Genomic DNA, 19,647 nt, shown 5'->3' on the forward strand with positions numbered 1-19,647 from the left:
CCCGCTTTTGTAGAAGCGAATTCATTCGCGATGCTCCCGTAGGGTGGGCCATGCGCACCGGATCGGCGGCTGGAGGTGGCCCAGGGAAAACCGGCGAATCAGTCGGTGTGCGCGGCGCACCCTACATAAAAGCCCGCTCGGCCGCGTAGGGTGGATGTCGCTCTTCACATCCACCATCCGATGCCCCATCCAGCTTCGCCGGTGGGTCGATGAAGCGTGACCCATCCTACGACTGAATCCCGTCGTCCATTTCAAGCGCCCCCCTCCATTGGGGAGGGGCTGTCTTCAGCCCGCGAAGGCAGCATTCAGCCCACATGTGCAAACGATTGCACAACAGCTGAGGCATCCCGATGGCGCGCAACACTTCATCTCCAGAGCCCCCCGTCCAGCATGCTGTTCCAGCAGGCGGGCGCATCACGGCCAGGGACCTGGCGAAACGTATCGGCGTGGCCACGTCCACGGTCACCCGCGCCTTCGACCCGCATTCACGCATCTCTGCCGAGGTGCGCCAGCGCATCCTCGCCATGGCCGACGAAGCGGGCTACCGGCCCAACGCCATCGCGCGGTCGCTGAACCGGCGGCGCACCGGCATCGTGGCGCTGGTGATGGGCGACATGACCAACCCCTTCTACCCCGCCGCGCTGGAAGAGTTCTCCCTGCGGCTGCGGCAAAGCGGCCGGCAACTGCTGCTCTTCGTGGTACCGCCGGGTGGCGACGCGGACGAGCTGATGCCGCAGCTGCTGCAGTATCAGGTCGACGCCATCGTGGTGACCGCCGCGCGGCTGTCATCGCACATGTCGGACCTGTGTGGACGCCAAGGTGTACCGCTGGTGTTCATGAACCGCCGCGTCGACGACCCCACAGTCTGGTCGGTGTGCTGCGACAACCAGCGCATGGGAGCGGCGGTGGCCGATTACCTGATGAGCACGAAGCGCCGCGCCTGCGCCTTCGTATCCGGCGACCCGAGCGTTTCTACCACCGCTGATCGCCTGCTCGGCTTCGAACGCGGCCTGGCCGCGCACGGCCAGCGCTTGGTCGCCTGTGAGCTGGGTGGATACAGCTACGAAGGCGCACGTGACGCGGCGGCGCGGCTGTTCGCAGCAGGCCAACCCGCCATTGATGCGGTGTTCTGCGCCAACGACCTGATGGCCCTCGGCGTGCTCAGCCACTTGCGCATGAACACCACCCTGCGCGTGCCCGAGGACGTGGCCGTGATCGGCTTCGACGATATCCGCGCCGCCGCCTACCCGGAGAATGACCTGACCACCGTGCGCCAGCCGCTGAACGAAATGATCGATTGCGCGATCCGGCTGCTCGACGAAGGCCGCCCGGGCGGCAGCGTCGCCGGGGCGCTGCGCGAACTGCCAGGACGACTGGTGCTGCGCTCCACGTCCTAGACCAAGCCCTGCACGCCAATCACAACAACAACGACAACCAGGAGACAGGCATGACACCTACAGAGTCCACGAATGAACGCGCCATGTATCGAAAGATCAGCTGGCGCATTATGCCGCTGCTGCTCACGGCCTACGTGGTGGCCTTCCTCGATCGCATCAACGTGGGCTACGCGCAGTTGCAGATGAAAGAGACGCTGGCCTTCAGCGATGCCGTCTATGCCCTGGGTGCGGGCATCTTCTTCATCGGCTACCTGCTATTCGAAGTGCCGAGCAACCTGATGCTGGAGAAGATCGGCGTGCGCAATACGCTGCTGCGCATCATGGTCTGCTGGGGCATCGTCGCCATGGCGATGATGTTCGTGCAGACGCCAACGCAGTTCTACGTGCTGCGCTTCCTGCTCGGCGTATTCGAGGCCGGGTTTACCCCCGGTGCCCTGTTCTACCTGACCTACTGGTACTCGCCAGCGCGGCGTGCGCGGATGATCGCCGTGTTCCTGCTCGGCGCCATCTTCGCCTGCCTGATTGCCGGGCCGCTGTCGGGCGCCATCATGAAGTACTTCGACGGCCTCAATGGCTGGCACGGCTGGCAGTGGCTGTTCCTGGTACAGGGGCTGCCTGCACCGCTGCTGGGCCTGCTGGCCTGGTTCGTGCTGGTCGACCGGCCCGAGCAGGCGGGCTGGCTAAGCGCCGAGGAAAAACTCCGGCTGCGCCAGCAGTTCGACGCAGAGGACCAATCGGCGACCAAGGCCAGTCATGGTTCGCTGCGCGACCTGCTGAGCGATTCCAAGGTCTGGGTGTTGTCACTGGTGTATGTGCTGATGGTCGCGGGCACCTACACGATCGCGTTCTGGACACCGACCCTGATCAGGGGTTGGGGCGTCTCCGACGTACTGGAAATCGGCCTCTACGCCACCCTGCCACAGCTGTTCGCGGCAGCCGGGGTGATCCTGCTCAGCCGCAGCTCGGATCGCCGCCGCGAACGCCGCTGGCATTTCACCGCCGGCGCACTGACGGCCGCCAGTGGCCTGGCGATCATCGCCCTGGGCCAGGGGCAGCTCGGCGTCTCGCTGGCCGGACTATGCCTGGCCATGCTGGGCATTGCCTCGGTGCCGCCGGTGTTCTTCGCGTTGACCTCCGAATACCTGCCCCGCGCATCGGTGGCGGTCGGCATCGCCCTGGTCAGCAGCATCGGCAACCTCGGTGGTGCGATCAGCCCCCCGGTCACCAGTGCGCTCCAAGCTAGCAGTGGCGGCACCGCCTACAGCCTGTACTTCGTGATGAGCCTGTACCTGCTGGCTGCATTCATCGTGCTCGCGGCCGCCCGGCCGAAGGAACCCATTCTTCAAGCCGCCTGAGGCGGCATCCCCTGGAGTCCATAGGAAGTAGCCCATGATCCAACAACTCAAGAAAGGCCAGTCGGCCCAGGCCAAGGCCAGCAACCAGGCGCAGGTGCGCGCTACCGTCGAAGGCATCCTCGCCGACATCGAACAACGCGGTGATGCCGCGGTGCGCGAGTACTCAGCGAAGTTCGACCAGTGGGCACCGGAATGCTTCCGCCTCAGCCAGGAGCAGATCGACGCCTGCATCGCCAGCCTGCCGCAACAGACGCTAGACGACATCCGCTTCGCCCAGGCGCAGATCCGCCGTTTCGCCCAGATCCAGAAAGACTCCATGCACGACGTCGAGGTGGAGACGCTGCCGGGCGTGGTGCTCGGCCATCGCAATATTCCGGCCAATTCGGTGGGCTGCTACATCCCCGGAGGCAAGTATCCGCTGATCGCCAGCGCGCACATGAGCGTGCTCACCGCCAAGGTGGCCGGCGTCAAACGCGTGATCGCCAGTGCGCCGCCCTTCGAAGGCAAGCCCTGCCCCGAGATCGTGGCCGCCATGCACCTCGCGGGCGCCGATGAAATCTACTGCCTCGGCGGCGTCCAGGCGGTGGCGGCGATGGCCATCGGCACCGAGAGCATCAAGGGCGTGGACATGATCGTCGGCCCTGGCAACGCCTACGTGGCCGAAGCCAAGCGGCAGCTCTTCGGCCGCGTCGGCATTGACCTGTTCGCCGGCCCCACCGAGACGATGGTGATCTGCGACGACACGGTGGACGCCGAGCTGGTGGCCGTCGATCTGCTGGGCCAGGCCGAGCACGGCCCCACCTCCCCCGCCTACTGCGTGACCACCAGCCAGAAGATTGCCGAGGAACTTCCGGCCGCCATCAAGCGCGTGCTCGCCCGTCTGGACACCGCTCCGGTCGCCAGCGCCGCCTGGCGCGACTTCGGCGAAATCCACCTGTGCGACACCGACGAAGAAGCTCTGGAAGTGGCCGAGCGCCTGTGCTCCGAGCATGTGCAGGTGATGACGAAAGACCCGAGCTGGTACCACGACCGCATGACCTGCTACGGCGCCCTGTTCCTCGGCCATCGCACCAACGTCAGCTATGGCGACAAGGTGATCGGCACCAACCACACGTTGCCCACCATGGGCGCGGGTCGTTACACGGGCGGGCTGTGGGTCGGCAAGTTCATCAAGACCCACACCTACCAGCGCGTGCTGACCGATGAGGCGAGCGTGCTGGTGGGCGAATACTGCTCGCGCCTGTGCGGCTACGAGCACATGTCCGGACACAAGGAGCAGGCGGACATCCGCGTGCGCCGCATGAAGGTGGAGGGCTGAGCCATGAGCAAACCCCTTGCAGAAAGCCGCAGTGCCTATCGCTACTTCCGTGACATCACCACGCGCTGGATGGACAACGACGTCTACGCCCACGTCAACAACGTCGTCTACTACAGCTGGTTCGACACAGTAGTCAACGCCTGGCTGCTGGAGCAGAAGGTGCTGGATTTCGCCGAGAGCCCTACGGTCGGCCTGGTGGTGGAAACCGGCTGCAGCTACTTCTCGTCCATCGCCTTCCCCGACATCGTGCGCGCAGGCTTGCGCGTGGCGCATCTGGGCAATTCCAGCGTGCGCTACGAAGTCGGCCTGTTCGCCAACGACAACGAGGTGGCATCCGCCCAGGGTCACTTCCTGCACGTCTACGTCGACCGGGAGACACGCCGCCCGCTGCCGCTGCCGGCTGAACTGCGCCACGCCCTGGAACGCATCGCGGTGGCGTCATGAAGGACTTTCAGAATCGCGTGGCGGTGATCACCGGTGCGGCCTCGGGTTTCGGCAAGGCATTTGCCGAGAGAGGCGCCGCGCTCGGCATGAAGCTGGTTCTGGCCGACATCCAGGCCGAGGCGCTCGAGGCCGCCGTGGCCGATCTGCGTGCCCGCGGCGCTGCGGTGATCGGCCTGCGTACCGACGTCTCCCAGGCCGGGCAGGTGCAGGCCCTGGCCAATGCGGCGCTGGCCGAGTTCGGCGCCGTGCATCTGCTGTTCAACAACGCCGGCGTGCTCGCCGGCGGGCTGGTGTGGGAAAACAGCGAGAAGGACTGGGACTGGGTGCTGGGCGTGAATGTGCGCAGCGTGGTCCACGGCGTGCGCATCTTCACGCCGATCATGCTCGAAGCCGCCTCGGCCGACCCGGACTACGAGGGGCACATCATCAACACCGCCTCGATGGCCGGGTTGCTGAACGCACCGACCCTGGGCGCATACAACCTGTCCAAGCACGCCGTGGTGTCAGTCAGCGAAACGCTCTACCACGATCTCGCGCTGGTTTCCGAGCAGGTGCATTGCTCGGTACTGTGCCCCTACTTTGTGCCGACCGGTATCAGCCAGTCCGCACGGAATCGACCAGGTGAACTTGCCAATTCCTCTGTCCCGACGCGCTCGCAGACGATGGCTCTGGCCCAGAACCAGAAGGCCACCGGCTCCGCCAGGATCAGTGCCGAACAAATCGCCGAACTGACCTTCGAGGCGATCCGCCAGTGGCGCTTCTACATCTATTCGCATCCCCAGGCGATGGGATCGGTACGCGAGCGCTTCGAGGCCATGGTCGAGCAGCGCAACCCACCCGATCCCTACGCCGACTACCCCGAACTGCGCGCAGGGCTGGTCGCGGCGCTACGCGGCTGAAGCACTTGCACCGGTCATCAGGCTCAACCTAGAGGAGATGAATTCATGATCCAACGCATCAAGCGCCTGGCACTTGCGGGCCTAGCCTGTACGTTGCTCGCCGCGCCCCTGGTGCAGGCCAGGACGGAAAAACCCAACATCCTGGTGATCTGGGGCGACGACATCGGCTGGCAGAACGTCAGCGCCTACGGCATGGGCACCATGGGTTACACCACGCCCAGCATCGACAGCATCGGCATGCAGGGCATCCGTTTCACGGACCACTACGGCCAGCCGTCCTGCACTGCAGGCCGCGCGGCCTTCATCACCGGCCAATACCCGATCCGCTCGGGCATGACCACGGTGGGCCTGCCGGGCGACAAGCTCGGCCTGCAGGCCGCCTCGCCGAGCCTCGCCGAAGTGCTGAAATCTGTCGGATACCGCACCGGTCAATTCGGCAAGAACCACCTGGGAGACAACAACGCCAACCTGCCGACCGTGCATGGGTTCGACGAGTTCTTCGGCAACCTGTACCACCTCAACACCGAGGAACAGCGCGAGTACGTCGACTACCAGAACTTCGCCAACGCTTACCCTGGCGGCCCGGAAACGTTCGCGAAGAAGTTCCAGACCAGAGGCGTGCTGCATACCTTCGCCAGCGACAGGGACGACCCGACGATGGACCCGCGCTTCGGACCGGTCGGCAAGCAGACGATCGAAGACACCGGGCCGCTGACGACCCAACGCATGGAAGACTTCGACGGCGCCGAAGTGATTCCCATGGCGCTGGATTTCATGCGCAAGGCGCACAAGGAAGACAAGCCCTTCTTCGTCTGGCTCAACACCAGCCGCATGCACTTGTACACCCACCTCAACGACACGTGGCGCCACGCCGCCGCGAAGTACACCCACGAGGACGACACGCAGGGCAGTGGCATGCTGCAGCACGACCACGACATCGGCCAGGTGCTTGCCTTCCTCAAGGAGAACGGTCTGGAGGACAACACCATCGTCTGGTACTCCACCGACAACGGTCCTGAGCATTCCTCCTGGCCCCATGGCGCGACGACGCCTTTCCGTGGCGAGAAGATGACCACCTACGAAGGCGGCGTGCGCGTGCCGTCGATGCTGCGCTGGCCAGGCGTGGTGAAGCCGGGGCAGATTCTCAACGGCATCCAGGCGCACCAGGACATGTTCACCAGCCTTGCGGCCGCAGCCGGCGTGCCGGACGTCGTCGAACGCATGAAGCAGGAAAAGAAGCAGTACATCGACGGCATCGACAACCGCGACTACTGGACCGGCAAGTCGCCGGAGAGCAAGCGCAACAGCCTTCTGTACTACATCGAAAGCAAGCTGACCGCCGTGCGCATGGGCCCGTGGAAATTGCACTTCTCCACCAAGGAGGATTACTACGCGCAGATCGTGCCACGCTTCGCGCCGCTGATGTTCAACCTGCGCAGCGACCCGTTCGAGAGCTACGACAGCAAGGACTCCTACGGCCACATGATCCAGAAGTCGTCGTGGATTTCAGGACCTATGGGCGAGCTGATCGGCGCGCACCTGAAGACCCTGGCCGAGTATCCGCCGGTGCAGACCGCCAAGTCTTTCGACCGCTCGAACCTGGTGCAGGATTTCCTGCAGGGACAGAAGAAGGCGCGCTGATACGCGCCTCCGTTCCAAATTTCAGGCCGCTGGTGGCATCAGGTTTGTTCTGACCTCGCCGGCGCGAGTCACCCCTCGCCCTCTGGGAGAGGGGCTGGGGGTGAGGGAAGGTTCAGGCCGGCTCCGTGCATAGCCATTTCGCGAATAAATTCGCTCCTACAGAAACGGGCAGGATTGCGTCGAGGCGGGGCCGAGCGTCACCCCTCTCCCGCCTGCGGGAGAGGGGTCAGGGGAGAGGGTTGTATCACCAGGCACGTAGGCGTGTATGGCAGGACGCCACGGGACCGATCCGAACTAATCCACCAACGTGAGCAACGCAGCTCGCACGTGTTCGGGAATGGCCGTCGACTGGTTGGTGGCGCGGTCGACATAGACGTAGACAATGTAGCCCGCCGCGGAGGCTTCCTGCTCATCGTTGCGGAACAGCGCCAGCTCGTAGCGGGCGCTGCTGTTGCCCAGTTTCGCGATGCGCATGCCGATGGTGATGCGGTCCGGGAAGCTGATCGACGAGAAGTAGGTGCAGCTGTTCTCGACGATCAGACCGATGACCGGGCTGCTGGCGATGTCCAGCGTCCCCTGCTCCACCAGGAAAAGGCTGACGGCGGACTCGTAGTAGGAGTGGTAGACCACATTGTTGACGTGCCCATAGGAGTCATGGTCGCCCCAACGGCTGGGCATGCTGGTGAAGTGGGAAAACTGGCTGCGGGTAGGACGTGCGTGACTCATAGGACCTTCTCGTAGATGGCGCGGATGTCATCGATGCCCAGCTCCCGAGGGTTGTTGCCGAGCAGGCGGGTCTGTCGGGTGGCATCGCGGGTCAGGTCTTCGATATCGGTCTGGCCGATGCCCAGTTCCCGCAGGCGCGTGGGCAAGCTCAGCTCGCCGGCCACGCCACCCAGGTAGTCGGCCAGGGCATTGGCCTTCGCCGACGCATCGCCGCCGAGACCGGGCAGAACGATATCCGCCAGCTCCGCATATAGCGGCGCGGCCACTTCCAGGTTGAAGCGGACCACCGGCTCCAGCACCAGGGAATTCGACAGCCCATGGGGAATGTGGAAGCGCGCGCCCAGCGGATAGGCCAACGCATGGACCGCCGCCACGGGCGCATTGGCGAATGCCATGCCGGCGAGGCAGGCTCCCAGCAACATGTTTTCCCGCGCCTCCAGGTTGGCACCGTTGCGGCAGGCCTCATGCAGGTTGGTCGCGAGTAGGCGCAGGGCCTCGCGGGCCAGGCAATCGGAGATTGGGTTCTTCAGGTGCCGGCTGGTATAGGACTCGATGGCATGCACCATCGCATCGATACCGGTGGCGGCGGTGACGGCTGCCGGCAGGCCGAGGGTCAGTTCGGCATCAAGCACGGCCAGGTCCGGCAGGAGCAGCGGCGAAATCACCACATTCTTCTCGCCAGCGCCAGTGGTCACCACCGACACCGCCGTGACCTCGGACCCCGTGCCTGCCGTGGTCGGCACCAGGATCAGCGGCAGGCGCGGCCCCTTGGCCACGTTGATGCCATAGGACCCGGCCAGGGATTCACCGCTGCGGGCAAGCAAGGCGGTCAGCTTGGCGGCATCCAGGGAGCTGCCGCCGCCGAAGCCGATCACGCAGTCCGCCGAGCTGGCCTTGGCCGCCTCCACCGCTGCGAGGATCACCGATTCAGGCGGATCGGCCTGGACATCGGAAAACACCGCCACCCGAAGGCCGTCGCGCTCCAGTTCGGGCAGCACAGAGTCCAGCAGGCCCGCTTTCAGGACACCAGGGTCGGTGACGATGAGTACCGATTGGCAGCCCATGCTTCGCACAGGGGCCGCGATGCGGCGCGAAGCACCGCATTCGATGAGGATGGATTTGGTCGTGTTGAACGCCAGGGTGCGCATGGGACGCCTCGCGAATTGTTCGGAAAGGTGGGAAATGCACCTTAGAGGGATCACCGGAGACAGTCCCCCCCACTTAGGAGTGGGCGTGCAAGAGGTCATCCGTTCCGCGCGCTCCCCTCCCCAGACGGGAGGGGTTGCAGCCCAGGGGCACTCCTAGAATGCGATTTCCACCAACCAGAACAACAAACGGAGACCTCGATGAAGATGAACTTCTCCCGCGTCATGGGCCAGACCGCCCTGCGCTTCGCCGACCAGGAAGCCCTGGTGAACATCGAGCGCAACCGGCGCTACGGCTTCGATGAACTGCACCGGTTGACCAACCGCATCGTCAACATGATGCGCAGCCGTCTGGACCTGCAACGAGGCGATACAGCCCTGTGCATCCTGGAGAACGACAACCTGTCGCTGCTGCATGCCTGGACCGCGTTCAAGGGCGAAGCGGCCATCGCCCACACCAATATCCGCGACTCCCTCGAAGAACACCGCTGGCAGGTGGAGTTCATCCGGCCCAAGGTGGTCTTTATCGAGACCGAGCTCCTGGACCGCTACGGCGAAATGCTGCGCCAGCGCGGAACGCGGGTGGTAGGCATGGACGTTCCGCCCGCGCGGCATGCCTATGCCCGCTACTTCTGGGACCTGCTCGAAGGGGTCTCGGAGGAAGAGCCCGATGTCGAATCGGATGCGCACCAGGATGTGCTGATCTACCGCTTCACCGGGGGGACCACCGGCCGCAGCAAATGCGCCCGCTACACCATCGACAACTGGCTGGCGGCGCGGGACTCCATGTACGCCGACAGCGAGCAGGGCCAGGCTTTCAATGAGCGGACCCGTTACCTGCACATCGCACCCATCAGCCACGGTTCGGGCCTCTCGCTGCTGCCAACCCTGTTCCGTGGCGGCTGCACCGTCACCCAGAACGCCGCCGACCTCAGGGCCTGGTGCCGCAACGTTGAGGCGGAACGCATCACCACCGCGCTGATGGTGCCGACCCTGGTGGGCTGGCTGGTGGAACTTCCGGAAGCCACCCAGTACGACCTGTCCAGCCTGCAAACCCTCTACTACGGCGCCGCGCCCATGAGCCCGGCCAAGCTGGAGCAGGCCCAGCAACGCTTCGGCAACATCTTCTTCCAGCTCTACGGTTCCACCGAATGCGCCCAGGCGGTCTGCACCCTGACCAAGGCCGATCACCTGACCGCCATCCAGACCGGCCGCCTGGCCTCCGCCGGGCGCCCTACCATCGGCATCGAGCTGGCGGTCGTGGACGACAATGGCAAACCGGTCCCGCGCGGGACCACCGGCGAGATCTGGCTGCGTGGACGCGGCACGATCTCCGGCTACCACAACAACCCGGAAGGCACCGCCGCCGAGTTCCACAACGGCTTCTGGAAGTCCGGCGACCTGGGCTACCTGGATGAGGCCGGCTACCTGTTCATCGTCGACCGCAAGAAGGACGTGATCATCACCGGCGGCTTCAATGTCTATGCGGTGGAAGTGGAAGCGACCCTCAACGCCCATCCGGCCGTATCCATGTCCGCCGTGGTCGGCGTGCCCCATGACAAATGGGGCGAGGCCGTGCATGCCGAGGTGGTGCTGAAGCCCGGCGTGGTGATCGCGGAGGAGGAACTGATCGAATGGGTCAAGGAACGCCTGGGCCGGTTCAAGGCGCCTAAGTCGGTAACGTTCGTCGATGCGTTACCGGTGAGCGCCGTGGGTAAGGTATTGCGTCGGCAGGTGCGGGAGCGCTATTGGAAGGATCAGGCGCGACGGGTGTCCTGATCGACGCCTGGCTGTGGTGAAGCCCCGGTTCGATGCCGGGGCTTTTTTCTGGGGGTTTCAGGATGGTTTGGCCATTGCAGGCGCGAGTCACCCCTCTCCCGCTAGCGGGAGAGGGGTGACTCGCGCCTGCTAGGGACAATCAATGCTGGAACCACTCGCGGTCTGAAAGTTAGCAACCAACTGCTTACTCAAGCTACGACCTCCGCTCACCTTCCACCCCAAACAAAAAAAGGCGGAACCGACCAGCTCGGTTCCGCCCAACACTCCCCGTCCGGAGTTAACGAATACCGGCCCCCGCCAGGCTATCGGAGGTCCAGCCTTTGTCAGATGTCAGCTTGTCCGCCACCACCACACCGGCTTTACCCGGCCAGACGTTGATGTAATAGGTCCCGGCAATCAGGTCGTAGTGACCGGCGGTGCTGTTGGTGCCGCCCACGTCATACATCTGCGTGAGGTAGCTGAATCCAGGCCGCCACAGCTGACCGCGACCGTCGTACTGGTCCACCGCCAGGGCGGTCCAGCTGTCTTCGTCGATGTAGTAGGTGCGCTTGGAGTAGACGTGACGCATACCTGGCTTGAGCGTCGCCTCGACCACCCAGACGCGGTGCCGCTCCCAGCGCACCAGATCCGGATTGATGAACTTGGGACCGAACACCTCTTCGGGATTCTCGGCGTAGGTGAAGCGGTAAGTGTTGTACGGAACGTACATCTCCTTCTTGCCTACGAGCTTCCACTCGAAGCGGTCCATCCGGCCGTTGAACAGGTTGATGTCGTCGATGGTGGACATGCCCGAGGTGCTGGCGTTCGGGGTGTCGTAGGCCAGGTCCGGGGCCAGGCGCACGCGGCGTTGGCCGGGCAGGTACTGGTAGGCCTTGCGTCCCCGCTCGGTAGCGGTGTAGTCGAAGGTCATCACCGCTTCACCGGCACGACGCGCGGGACCGGTGTAGTTGGCGCGGGCACGGGTGAGCAGGATGTCATCGCCGCTCTTGGAGGCGTCGTAGTACGGCATCTCGTAGGTCCATCGACCCTGGGTGGAGGTCACCAGCTTGCCTGCCGCGTCGACGTTGTAGGCACCGTACTTGGGTGCGACCCAGGACAGGCCCTGGTAGCGCGCCAGATGGTTGAACATCACCTCGATACCGCGCTTGGGAATCGGGAACGGAACGCCGGCATGGGCGCCCTGGAGGGTCTCGTCGTTGTTGGTCAAGGTCGCGCTGGTGGCGTTCTTCAGCGTGTTGTCCAGCACGAACTGCGGATAGCCCACGGTGCGGTGTGTCGGATAGACGTCGAGGCGGTAGCCGGGCAGTTTCTTGAGCAGTGCCTTGGTGCCTTCGGTGAGTTTTTCGCCGTAGGTATCGACGTTGCTGGCATCGATCGAGAACTGCGGCTTCTCACTGGCGAAGGGGTCCGGGCGAATGCCCTTGCTCTTGTCGAATCCGGGCGGCGCTGTGTTCAGGCCTCCTGTGTACGCAGGAATGGTTCCGTCGGCGTTGCCGGCCATTTCGGCACCGACCGGGGTCAGGGAAGTACCCAGTTGCTTGGCTTCTTCCGCTGTCACTGCTGCATGGAGCACGCCTGCATGCGCGGCCAGCAGGCTGGCTGCGATCAGGGTTCTTGTCAGTCTAGTCATGTCTCCACCCTCTGAGATTGTGGTTTTGAACGTCTCGTAAAGCGTGCCACGCCTCTTGAGGAACAGGCCGTTACCAGTTGGAACGACGGTCGACGCAGGTGTGTCGTCGGCCCGCCTCAGGTCAATGCGGACTTGCCGTACAGGTCCAGGGGCACCCCCTGGAATTGCCCCCGGGGCCTCAAGGCAAGGGGTTATTGCGGGAGGTGTTTTTCTTCCTGGCAGCGTTTTTTTAACCAACCTCCCCCTCCCCTCGCCCCCCCCTTATTGGCGCGCGGAGGGGGGGGATGGACGGCCGGTCGGATACGCCAGGAGCAAGGCACAGAATGCAAAAGCGCCACGCGGTGTCCGAAGGCACGGCGTGGCGTTTCCAGACAGGGGAAACGGGGTTGCGCCCTGTCTCCCTCAGAGGGTGGTGATGCGGTTCAGGCGAATACCCGAAGGATGGTCTCGGCCACGCAGGCCGGCTTGGCCGCACCTTCGATCTCCACGGTCATCTCGTAGGTGATCTGCGCGCCATTGCCTTCCAGCGGCTCCCAGGATTGCACCTTGAAGTGCCCGCGCAGGCGGCTATCTACCGGTACCGGCTGGACGAAGCGCACCTTGTTCAGACCGTAGTTCACGCCCATCTTCACGTTGCGCAGCTCGAAGGCATTGGTCATGAAGGCCGGCAGCAGGCTGAGGGTCAGGAAGCCATGGGCGATCGGCTTGCCGAAGGGGCCCTTGGCGGCGCGCTCGGGGTCGACGTGGATCCACTGGTGATCGCCGGTGGCTTCGGCGAAGGTGTTGATACGGTTCTGGTCGATGGTCACCCAGTCGCTGGTGCCCACGACTTCACCCACCAGGCCCTGAAGTTCGGCCAGTGTTTCGTAGCTTTTCATTGTGTTCTCCAGATGGTCGAAATGGCTTGGTCAGGCGCGCAGCTCAGCCTGCAGGGCGGTGGCACAGGCCGCTTCGTGGCTGTCACTGCTGCCCAGCAACAGGTCGGCGACCACGGCACGCTTGTAGTAGTGCCCTACCAGGTATTCCTCGGTCATGCCGATACCGCCGTGCAACTGGATGCCCTGGCCACAGACGAACTTCGCCGCGCGACCGATCAGCATCTTGGCGCCGGACAGGGTCTTGCGCCGGGTCGGCTCGTCGTCGTTGGTCATGGACGCCAACGCCACATGCAGCATCGAACGGGCCAGTTCCAGCTCTGCGGCCATGTCGGCCATGCGGTGCTGCAGGGCCTGGAACGAACCGATGGGCACACCGAACTGCTTGCGGACCTTGAGGTAGCCGGCAGTGACTTCGAGGGTCTTTTCCATGCCGCCGATCAGTTCGGCACAAATCGCAACGATACCGTGGGCCAGGCCTTCACGCAGCGCCGGCAAGCCTTGCCCCGCTTCGCCCAACAAACGGTCCGCCGTCACCTCGACGCCATCGAAATTGAGTTCTTCCACCCAGGTACCGTCATGCAGCGGCAGCGCCTGGCGCTCCAATCCCGCAGCGTCGGCGTCCACCAGCAGCAGGCTGACGCCCGCCATACCGGAGATCCGTGCGGACACGATGAAAGCCTGGGCATCGGGTGCGCCCAGCACCAGACTCTTGAGGCCATGCAGAATGAAACCATCGCCACTGCGTTCGGCGCGCAGCGTCACCGGCTCGGACATGCCACGCGAACCGGGCTCGCTGTAGGCCAGGGCAATGCGGCAAGTGCCGTCCGCCAGTTGTGGCAGCCAGCGCGCCTGCTGTTCGGCGCTGCCGGCAGCCGCCAGGGTCTGGGCGGCCAGTACCGCGCAGCCCAGGTAAGGTTCCAGCACCAGGCCGCGGCCCAGCTCCTGGGCGATGATCGCGGTTTCCAGCGACGAGCCGCCGAGTCCGCCGTGTTCCTCGGGCAGCGCGGCCATCAGCCAACCGTTGGCGGCGAACAGGCCCCAGTTGTCGGCGCTGCCGTTCTTCCCGGCCTTCAGCAAGGCATTGCGCGCCTCGAAGCTGTAAGCCTTGTCGATGTAGCGGCGCACGCTGTCCTGTAACAGCTGCTGTTCCGAAGTGAGTTCGAAATCCATGCCGGTGTCCTGCTATCAGAGTTGGAACAGCAACTTGGCGATGATGCCGCGCTGCACTTCGCTGGTTCCGCCGTAGATGGTGGAAGCCCGGCGCAGGAACATGTCGTTCGAAATGCCGCGCGCCAGCCGTTGCAGCGGATATGGCTGCTCCGGGTCCGCCTCGTGTGGATGCGGATAGGCGATGGCGCCGTAGTCCCCCAGGGCCTCGATCTGCGTCTCGGTGATGCGTTGCTGCAGCTCCGTAGCGCGGACCTTCAGCATCGAACCGAGACCGTGGGAGGCCGGGTTGTGCTGCTGTTCCAGGCGCGCCACGCGCTGCACCAGCATTTCCATGGCCTGCAGCTCGGCATCCAGCCGCGCCAGCTTCAAGGCGAACTCCGGACGCTCGCAGAGCAGTTGGTCGCCCACGTGCAACGTGGCGGCGATCAGCCGCAGCTCGCGCATGTAACGCTTGAGCTCGGGCAGGTCGGCGGTGGTGGCGTGCTCGTTGTTGAGCAGGAACTTGGTGATGCTCCAGCCCTGCCCTTCGACGCCGATCAGGTTCTTCACCGGCACCCGCACGTTGTCGAAGAAGGTTTCGTTCAGGTGGTGGGCGTCGTCGATGCTGCGGATCGGGCGCACGGTGACGCCGGGCGTCTTCATGTCCACCAGCAGGAAGCTGATACCGGCCTGCTTCTTCACTTCGGTGTCGGTGCGCGCCAGCAGGAAGATCCAGTCGGCATGGTGGGCGTAGCTGGTCCAGGTCTTCTGGCCGTTCACCACATAGTGGTCGCCGTCACGCACGGCACGGGTGCGCAGGGAGGCCAGGTCGGAACCGGCGCCCGGCTCGGAGAAGCCCTGGCACCACAGGCGCTCGCCGTTGAAGACGGCCGGCAGATGCTCGGCCTTCTGTTCCGGCGTGGCGAAGGCGTTGAGGACCGGCCCGAGCATCTTGTGCACGAAGGCGTCCTGGGTCGGCGTACCAGCCGCGCTGCACTCGTCGTCGAACACCAGGATCTGCGGCACCGACCAGCCGGTGCCGCCGTGTTCCTTCGCCCAGTAGGGCGCGCCCCAGCCACGTTCGTTGAGCAGTTTCTGCCAGCGCATGATCTGCTCGCGCGGCGAGCGGGTGCAGCGCTGCTGGCCTTTCAGCTCATCCGGGACCTCCCGAATGAACTGCCGGACCTCCTCGCGGAAAACCGCGAGGCTGGCGTCAGGTTGAAAATCCATCAGGTTTCCCCTGTCAGTCCTTGCGGTACATGGTCACCACGCAGGCGCCACCGATACCGATGTTGTGCTGCAGGGCGATGCGCGCGCCCTCTACCTGGCGCTGCTCGGCCTGGCCGCGCAGCTGCTGGACCAGCTCGGTGCACTGGGCCAGGCCCGTGGCGCCGATGGGATGTCCCTTGGACAGCAGGCCACCGGACGGGTTGACCACATAGCGGCCACCGTAGGTGTTGTCGCCGTCGTCGACGAACTTCTGTGCGCCGCCCTCCGGGCACAGGCCCAGGGATTCGTAGGTCAGCAGTTCATTCTGGGCGAAGCAGTCGTGCAGTTCGACCACGTCCACTTCATCGGCACCAATGCCGGCCATTTCGTAAACCTGGCGAGCGGCCGCGCGGGACATGGAGAAGCCCGCCACATCACGCATGTCGCCGGACTTGAAGGTTTCCGCGCCATCGGTGGTCAGTGCCTGGCCGGCAATAGACACGCTGCGATCCAGGCCGTGCTTCTGCGCATAGGCCTCGCTGCACAGCACCACGGCGGCGGCGCCGCAGGTGGGCGGGCAGGCCATCAGCCGGGTCATGACCTCAGGCCAGACCACCTGGTCGGCCATCACTTCCTCGGTGGTGACCACTTTGCGGAACACGGCCTTCGGGTTGTTCGCCGCATGGCGGCTGGCCTTGGCGCGGATCTTGGCGAAAGTTTCCAGCGGGGTGCCGAAACGCTTCATGTGCTCGACGCCGGCGCTGCCGAAAATGCGCAGGGCGGCGGGAATCTCGACGGCGCCGGGAATCGCTTCGTTGCACTGCTCCAGGAATAGCTCCAGCGGGCTGGGACGGTCGGCGAAGGCGCTGTTGATGGCACCGGGGATCATCTGCTCGAAGCCGAAGGCCAGGACGATGTCCACCATGCCGCTGCTGATAGCCTGGTTGGCCAGGTACAGCGCCGACGAACCGCTGGCGCAGTTGTTGTTCACGTTGAGCACCGGGATGCCAGTCATGCCCACGTTGTAGAGCACGCGCTGGCCGCAGGTGGAGTCACCGAAGACATAGCTGGCAAAGGCCTGCTGGATGGACTCATAGCCAACACCCGCGTCCGCCAGGGCCAGGCGCACGGCCTGCTCGCCCATGACCGCGTAGGTTTCGCTCTGGCCCGGCTTCACGAACGGGATCATGCCTACACCGGCGACGACGACTTTCTGCCTCATGTCTTTCTCCTCAACTGTGGGTATCCCGCAGGCGCCAGCGGCGCTCGCCCGGCATTGGCACTGGGCGGCAGGCTTTTGAGCCTCAAGGATAGGCAGCCCCTCCAGCGTTCCGCCCCTCCCCATTTGGATAGCCCGGGATGGCGCTCCGGGCAGGCACCCCTCCCCGGCCGAATGATTGGCGGCATGTTAGCGGATGCGGGTTTCAGCGGCAGTGGCAATGGACGCCAGGCGTGGCGTTTTGTGGCGCTGCGGACGGACGGTGCGTTGGCGCTCGCCGCAGGCACAGTCCTGTAGGGGCGAATTCATTCGCCAAGCAGGACGCAGCCCTGCCCTGAAGGAGCGAATTCATTCGCGAAATGGCTGGGTACCGTGCCAGCCGGCAACCGCCCTCTCCCCCGGCTCCTCTCCCGCATGCGGGCGAGGGGTGGCTCTCGGCACGCCTTCGGCACAGTCCTGTGGGGGGCGAATTCATTCGCAAAATGGTTGGGCACCGTGCTAGCCGGCAACTACCCTCACCCCCGGCCCCTCTCCCAGAGGGCGAGGGGTGACTCCTGGCTCATCTTCGGCATAGTCCTGTAGGGGCGAATTCATTCGCGAAACATCAGGACGCCGGACGCACCGCCCCCCGGTACGGCAACCCTTCCTTGGCCAGGAAACGGCGTACCGCCTCGGCGTGATAGCGGCTCGCACCGCACAGCGACTGGGCGGTGGCCTCGAACTGGGTCATGGCCTGGCGGTCGGTCTCGAACGAGCGGTTGAGCAGTGTCTTGGCCATGCCCAGCGCCTCGGCAGGGGCATCGTCGAACTGCGCGGCGAAGCGCAAGGCGCTGTCCACCAATTGCTCCTGGGGAAGGATCGCCTGCGCCAGGCCCAGCGCCAGCGCCTCGTCGGCATCGAGTGGGCGCGCGGAGAAGATGATCTCCTTGGCCTTGGCCAGGCCAACCAGCCGTGGCAGCACATGCAGCATGGACAGGTCCGGCACCAGCCCCAGGCTGAGGAAGGTCGGCAACAGCCGCACGCGCGGGGTAACGAAGATGAAGTCCGCCGCCAGGGCCAGGGAGAACCCCGCCCCTACGGCAACGCCATCGACTGCGGAGATCACGGGCTTTTCCAGGTCAATCAGATCGGCGAACCAGTCGTGGAAACCCAGCACCAGGTTGCGTCCGGCAAAGGTGCCGTCCTCGCCCTCCTCCAGGCTGCCCAGGTCGAAGCCGGAGCAGAACGCCCCGCCCGCCCCGGTCAACACCACCGAGCGCACCGAACGGTCGTCCCGCGCGGCTTTCACGGCTGCCGCCAGGGCATCGCTGACGGCAGCCTCGAAGGCATTGCGCTTCTGCGGCCGGTTCAGGGTGATGAGCGCCGTCTTGCCGATCTTCTCGTACAGCACTGCACTGTCAGTCACGTCCATTTTCCTCTCGATACGACGACGAGCCGGGCATACCCGGCTCGCTGTCCAGACATCTGGTTTCCGCGTTCAACAGGATCGTTACCCGCCCTGTCAGAGGTGGCGAGCAATGATCACCTTCTGGATATGGCTGGTGCCCTCGTAGATCTTGGTGACGCGAACGTCACGGCAGTAACGCTCCACCGGGAAGTCGCTGAGGTAGCCGTAGCCGCCGTGGATCTGCAGGGCTTCGGAGCAGACCTTCTCCGCCATTTCGCTGGCGAACAGCTTGGCCATGGAGGCCTCCTTGGCGCAGTGCACACCCGCGAAGTGCAGCCGGGCCGCGTGCAGGGTGAAATGCTGGGCGACCTCGTACTGGGTGGCCATGTCGGCCAGGTCGAAGGCCACGCCTTGCAGGTTGATGATCGGCGCGCCGTAGGCTTCGCGCTCGTTGGCGTACTTCACGGCGGCTTCCAGGGCGGCGCGGGCACCGCCCAAGGCCACCGCGGCGATACCGATGCGGCCTTCGGAGAGGGTCGCCATCAGGCGCTTGTAGGCAGTGCCTTCCTCGGCCAGCAGGTTCTCCGCCGGTACGCGGCAGTTATCCAGCTGGATGGCCGCCACATGGGCCGAGCGCTGGCCCATCTTGCTTTCCACGCGAGTCACGGTGTAGCCGGGTTCGCGCGGGTCAATGATGAACATGCTGGGGCCCTTGCGGCCTTCCGGGGTGTCGGTCACCGCCGCGATGGCGAAGGCGATGCCAGCCTCGTTGCCGTTGGAGATGAACTGTTTGCTGCCGTTGAGCACGTAGCAGTCACCCTCGCGGCGCGCGGTGGTGCGGAATGCGGCGGTATCCGAACCGGCCTGGGGCTCGGTCAGCAGGCCGGCGGCAATCAGTTCGCCGGAGATCATGCCGGCCAGGTATTTCTCTTTCTGCCGCTCGGTGCCGAAGCGATGGAGCATGTCGGTCATGCCGTTGTGGACATGGAGGATGGTCGCGAAGCCGGCGTCAGCGGCAGCGAATTCCTGGATCGCCAGGCAGTACTCGGGGAACGACATGCCCGAGCCGCCGGCTTCCACGGGAACCTGCATGCCGAGGAAGCCGAGTTCGGCCACCGCCTTCAGCTCGTCGCGGGGCCAGGCGCCAGTGCGGTCGCGCTCGGCGGCCGTGGTTGCCACCACTTCCTGGGCCACCTTGCGGGCGGCGTCGCGGATCATGATTTCCTGCTCGCTCAGGAATGCTGCGGATGTATCGCTCATATGCTTCCTCTTGCCCTGGGTCGAAGTTCCGATGCTTTGCGCTGCTACCGCCGCCGACGCGACCGCCGGACCTCTGGACGCCGCCCGGATCGAACCGGCGAGTACGCGTCACGCAGCAGTTGGCAAACAGCGCAATGTGCCCAGCATGGAGGCGACGGCTCCGCACCCGCGCCTCCCCTCTCGGTAGGGGAACCCGCCCGGGAGGACGTCC

At 64.9% G+C, this 19,647-nt stretch carries 16 protein-coding genes; 7 read left to right on the forward strand and 9 right to left on the reverse strand.

What is annotated here, in order from left to right; genetic code table 11:
- Window positions 1–350: 350 nt before the first annotated feature.
- The 6 genes from E8F12_RS27845 (at window position 351) to E8F12_RS27870 (ending at window position 7,054) form a co-directional block, all read left to right on the forward strand.
- Window positions 351–1,397 (forward strand): LacI family DNA-binding transcriptional regulator, encoded by a 1,047-nt coding sequence (locus tag E8F12_RS27845; protein ID WP_280328447.1) that lies wholly within the window; start codon window positions 351–353, stop codon window positions 1,395–1,397.
- 83 nt (window positions 1,398–1,480) lie between these two features.
- On the forward strand, window positions 1,481–2,752 hold the full coding sequence (locus E8F12_RS27850; protein WP_280328448.1) for an MFS transporter: 1,272 nt from the start codon (window positions 1,481–1,483) through the stop codon (window positions 2,750–2,752).
- Between the two features lie 34 nt (window positions 2,753–2,786).
- Complete coding sequence (hisD, locus tag E8F12_RS27855) at window positions 2,787–4,070, forward strand: histidinol dehydrogenase (RefSeq protein WP_280328449.1); 1,284 nt, start codon at window positions 2,787–2,789, stop codon at window positions 4,068–4,070.
- 3 nt (window positions 4,071–4,073) lie between these two features.
- Window positions 4,074–4,514: a thioesterase family protein gene (locus E8F12_RS27860; RefSeq protein ID WP_280328450.1), complete on the forward strand. Its 441-nt coding sequence runs from the start codon at window positions 4,074–4,076 to the stop codon at window positions 4,512–4,514.
- Entirely contained in the window at window positions 4,511–5,413 is a 903-nt protein-coding gene (locus tag E8F12_RS27865) for an SDR family oxidoreductase (protein ID WP_280328451.1), read from the forward strand. The genes E8F12_RS27860 and E8F12_RS27865 overlap by 4 nt, the downstream gene beginning before the upstream one ends.
- A gap of 45 nt (window positions 5,414–5,458) precedes the next feature.
- On the forward strand, window positions 5,459–7,054 hold the full coding sequence (locus tag E8F12_RS27870) for an arylsulfatase (RefSeq protein ID WP_280328452.1): 1,596 nt from the start codon (window positions 5,459–5,461) through the stop codon (window positions 7,052–7,054).
- A 294-nt stretch (window positions 7,055–7,348) separates the two neighbouring features.
- On the opposite strand, the gene E8F12_RS27875 is transcribed toward E8F12_RS27870, so the two are convergent.
- Both E8F12_RS27875 and E8F12_RS27880 read right to left on the reverse strand, forming a co-directional pair.
- Window positions 7,349–7,780, reverse strand: coding sequence for a thioesterase family protein (locus E8F12_RS27875; protein ID WP_280328453.1), 432 nt, complete (start codon window positions 7,778–7,780; stop codon window positions 7,349–7,351).
- Window positions 7,777–8,928, reverse strand: coding sequence for an iron-containing alcohol dehydrogenase (locus E8F12_RS27880; protein WP_280328454.1), 1,152 nt, complete (start codon window positions 8,926–8,928; stop codon window positions 7,777–7,779). The genes E8F12_RS27875 and E8F12_RS27880 overlap by 4 nt, the downstream gene beginning before the upstream one ends.
- Before the next feature lie 198 nt (window positions 8,929–9,126).
- On the opposite strand from E8F12_RS27880, the gene E8F12_RS27885 reads away from it, so the two are divergent.
- Window positions 9,127–10,704 (forward strand): AMP-binding protein, encoded by a 1,578-nt coding sequence (locus tag E8F12_RS27885; protein ID WP_280328455.1) that lies wholly within the window; start codon window positions 9,127–9,129, stop codon window positions 10,702–10,704.
- Between the two features lie 277 nt (window positions 10,705–10,981).
- On the opposite strand, the gene E8F12_RS27890 is transcribed toward E8F12_RS27885, so the two are convergent.
- The 7 genes from E8F12_RS27890 to E8F12_RS27920 form a co-directional block, all read right to left on the reverse strand.
- Entirely contained in the window at window positions 10,982–12,334 is a 1,353-nt protein-coding gene (locus E8F12_RS27890; protein WP_280328456.1) for a DUF1329 domain-containing protein, read from the reverse strand.
- A gap of 422 nt (window positions 12,335–12,756) precedes the next feature.
- Window positions 12,757–13,212, reverse strand: coding sequence for a MaoC family dehydratase (locus E8F12_RS27895; RefSeq protein ID WP_280328457.1), 456 nt, complete (start codon window positions 13,210–13,212; stop codon window positions 12,757–12,759).
- A gap of 30 nt (window positions 13,213–13,242) precedes the next feature.
- Entirely contained in the window at window positions 13,243–14,382 is a 1,140-nt protein-coding gene (locus E8F12_RS27900; RefSeq protein WP_280328458.1) for an acyl-CoA dehydrogenase family protein, read from the reverse strand.
- Window positions 14,383–14,397: 15 nt separating this feature from the next.
- Window positions 14,398–15,591, reverse strand: a complete 1,194-nt coding sequence (locus tag E8F12_RS27905; RefSeq protein WP_280328459.1) for an acyl-CoA dehydrogenase family protein — start codon at window positions 15,589–15,591, stop codon at window positions 14,398–14,400.
- Between the two features lie 13 nt (window positions 15,592–15,604).
- Window positions 15,605–16,792 (reverse strand): lipid-transfer protein, encoded by a 1,188-nt coding sequence (locus tag E8F12_RS27910; protein WP_280328460.1) that lies wholly within the window; start codon window positions 16,790–16,792, stop codon window positions 15,605–15,607.
- A gap of 601 nt (window positions 16,793–17,393) precedes the next feature.
- The gene (locus E8F12_RS27915; protein WP_280328461.1) at window positions 17,394–18,194 is read right to left on the reverse strand and encodes an enoyl-CoA hydratase/isomerase family protein; all 801 of its coding nucleotides are present in this window, start codon (window positions 18,192–18,194) and stop codon (window positions 17,394–17,396) included.
- Between the two features lie 96 nt (window positions 18,195–18,290).
- Complete coding sequence (locus E8F12_RS27920; RefSeq protein WP_280328462.1) at window positions 18,291–19,436, reverse strand: acyl-CoA dehydrogenase family protein; 1,146 nt, start codon at window positions 19,434–19,436, stop codon at window positions 18,291–18,293.
- Window positions 19,437–19,647 lie beyond the last annotated feature (211 nt).

This window comes from Pseudomonas sp. BN102, from assembly GCF_029871245.1.
GTDB lineage: Bacteria > Pseudomonadota > Gammaproteobacteria > Pseudomonadales > Pseudomonadaceae > Metapseudomonas.

Coding starts and splice junctions, on each gene's coding strand:
- E8F12_RS27845 (WP_280328447.1), top strand. CDS start 351: ATGGCGCGCAACACTTCATCTCCAGAGCCCCCCGTCCAGCATGCTGTT.
- E8F12_RS27850 (WP_280328448.1), top strand. CDS start 1,481: ATGTATCGAAAGATCAGCTGGCGCATTATGCCGCTGCTGCTCACGGCC.
- hisD (WP_280328449.1), top strand. CDS start 2,787: ATGATCCAACAACTCAAGAAAGGCCAGTCGGCCCAGGCCAAGGCCAGC.
- E8F12_RS27860 (WP_280328450.1), top strand. CDS start 4,074: ATGAGCAAACCCCTTGCAGAAAGCCGCAGTGCCTATCGCTACTTCCGT.
- E8F12_RS27865 (WP_280328451.1), top strand. CDS start 4,511: ATGAAGGACTTTCAGAATCGCGTGGCGGTGATCACCGGTGCGGCCTCG.
- E8F12_RS27870 (WP_280328452.1), top strand. CDS start 5,459: ATGATCCAACGCATCAAGCGCCTGGCACTTGCGGGCCTAGCCTGTACG.
- E8F12_RS27875 (WP_280328453.1), bottom strand. CDS start 7,780: ATGAGTCACGCACGTCCTACCCGCAGCCAGTTTTCCCACTTCACCAGC.
- E8F12_RS27880 (WP_280328454.1), bottom strand. CDS start 8,928: ATGCGCACCCTGGCGTTCAACACGACCAAATCCATCCTCATCGAATGC.
- E8F12_RS27885 (WP_280328455.1), top strand. CDS start 9,127: ATGAAGATGAACTTCTCCCGCGTCATGGGCCAGACCGCCCTGCGCTTC.
- E8F12_RS27890 (WP_280328456.1), bottom strand. CDS start 12,334: ATGACTAGACTGACAAGAACCCTGATCGCAGCCAGCCTGCTGGCCGCG.
- E8F12_RS27895 (WP_280328457.1), bottom strand. CDS start 13,212: ATGAAAAGCTACGAAACACTGGCCGAACTTCAGGGCCTGGTGGGTGAA.
- E8F12_RS27900 (WP_280328458.1), bottom strand. CDS start 14,382: ATGGATTTCGAACTCACTTCGGAACAGCAGCTGTTACAGGACAGCGTG.
- E8F12_RS27905 (WP_280328459.1), bottom strand. CDS start 15,591: ATGGATTTTCAACCTGACGCCAGCCTCGCGGTTTTCCGCGAGGAGGTC.
- E8F12_RS27910 (WP_280328460.1), bottom strand. CDS start 16,792: ATGAGGCAGAAAGTCGTCGTCGCCGGTGTAGGCATGATCCCGTTCGTG.
- E8F12_RS27920 (WP_280328462.1), bottom strand. CDS start 19,436: ATGAGCGATACATCCGCAGCATTCCTGAGCGAGCAGGAAATCATGATC.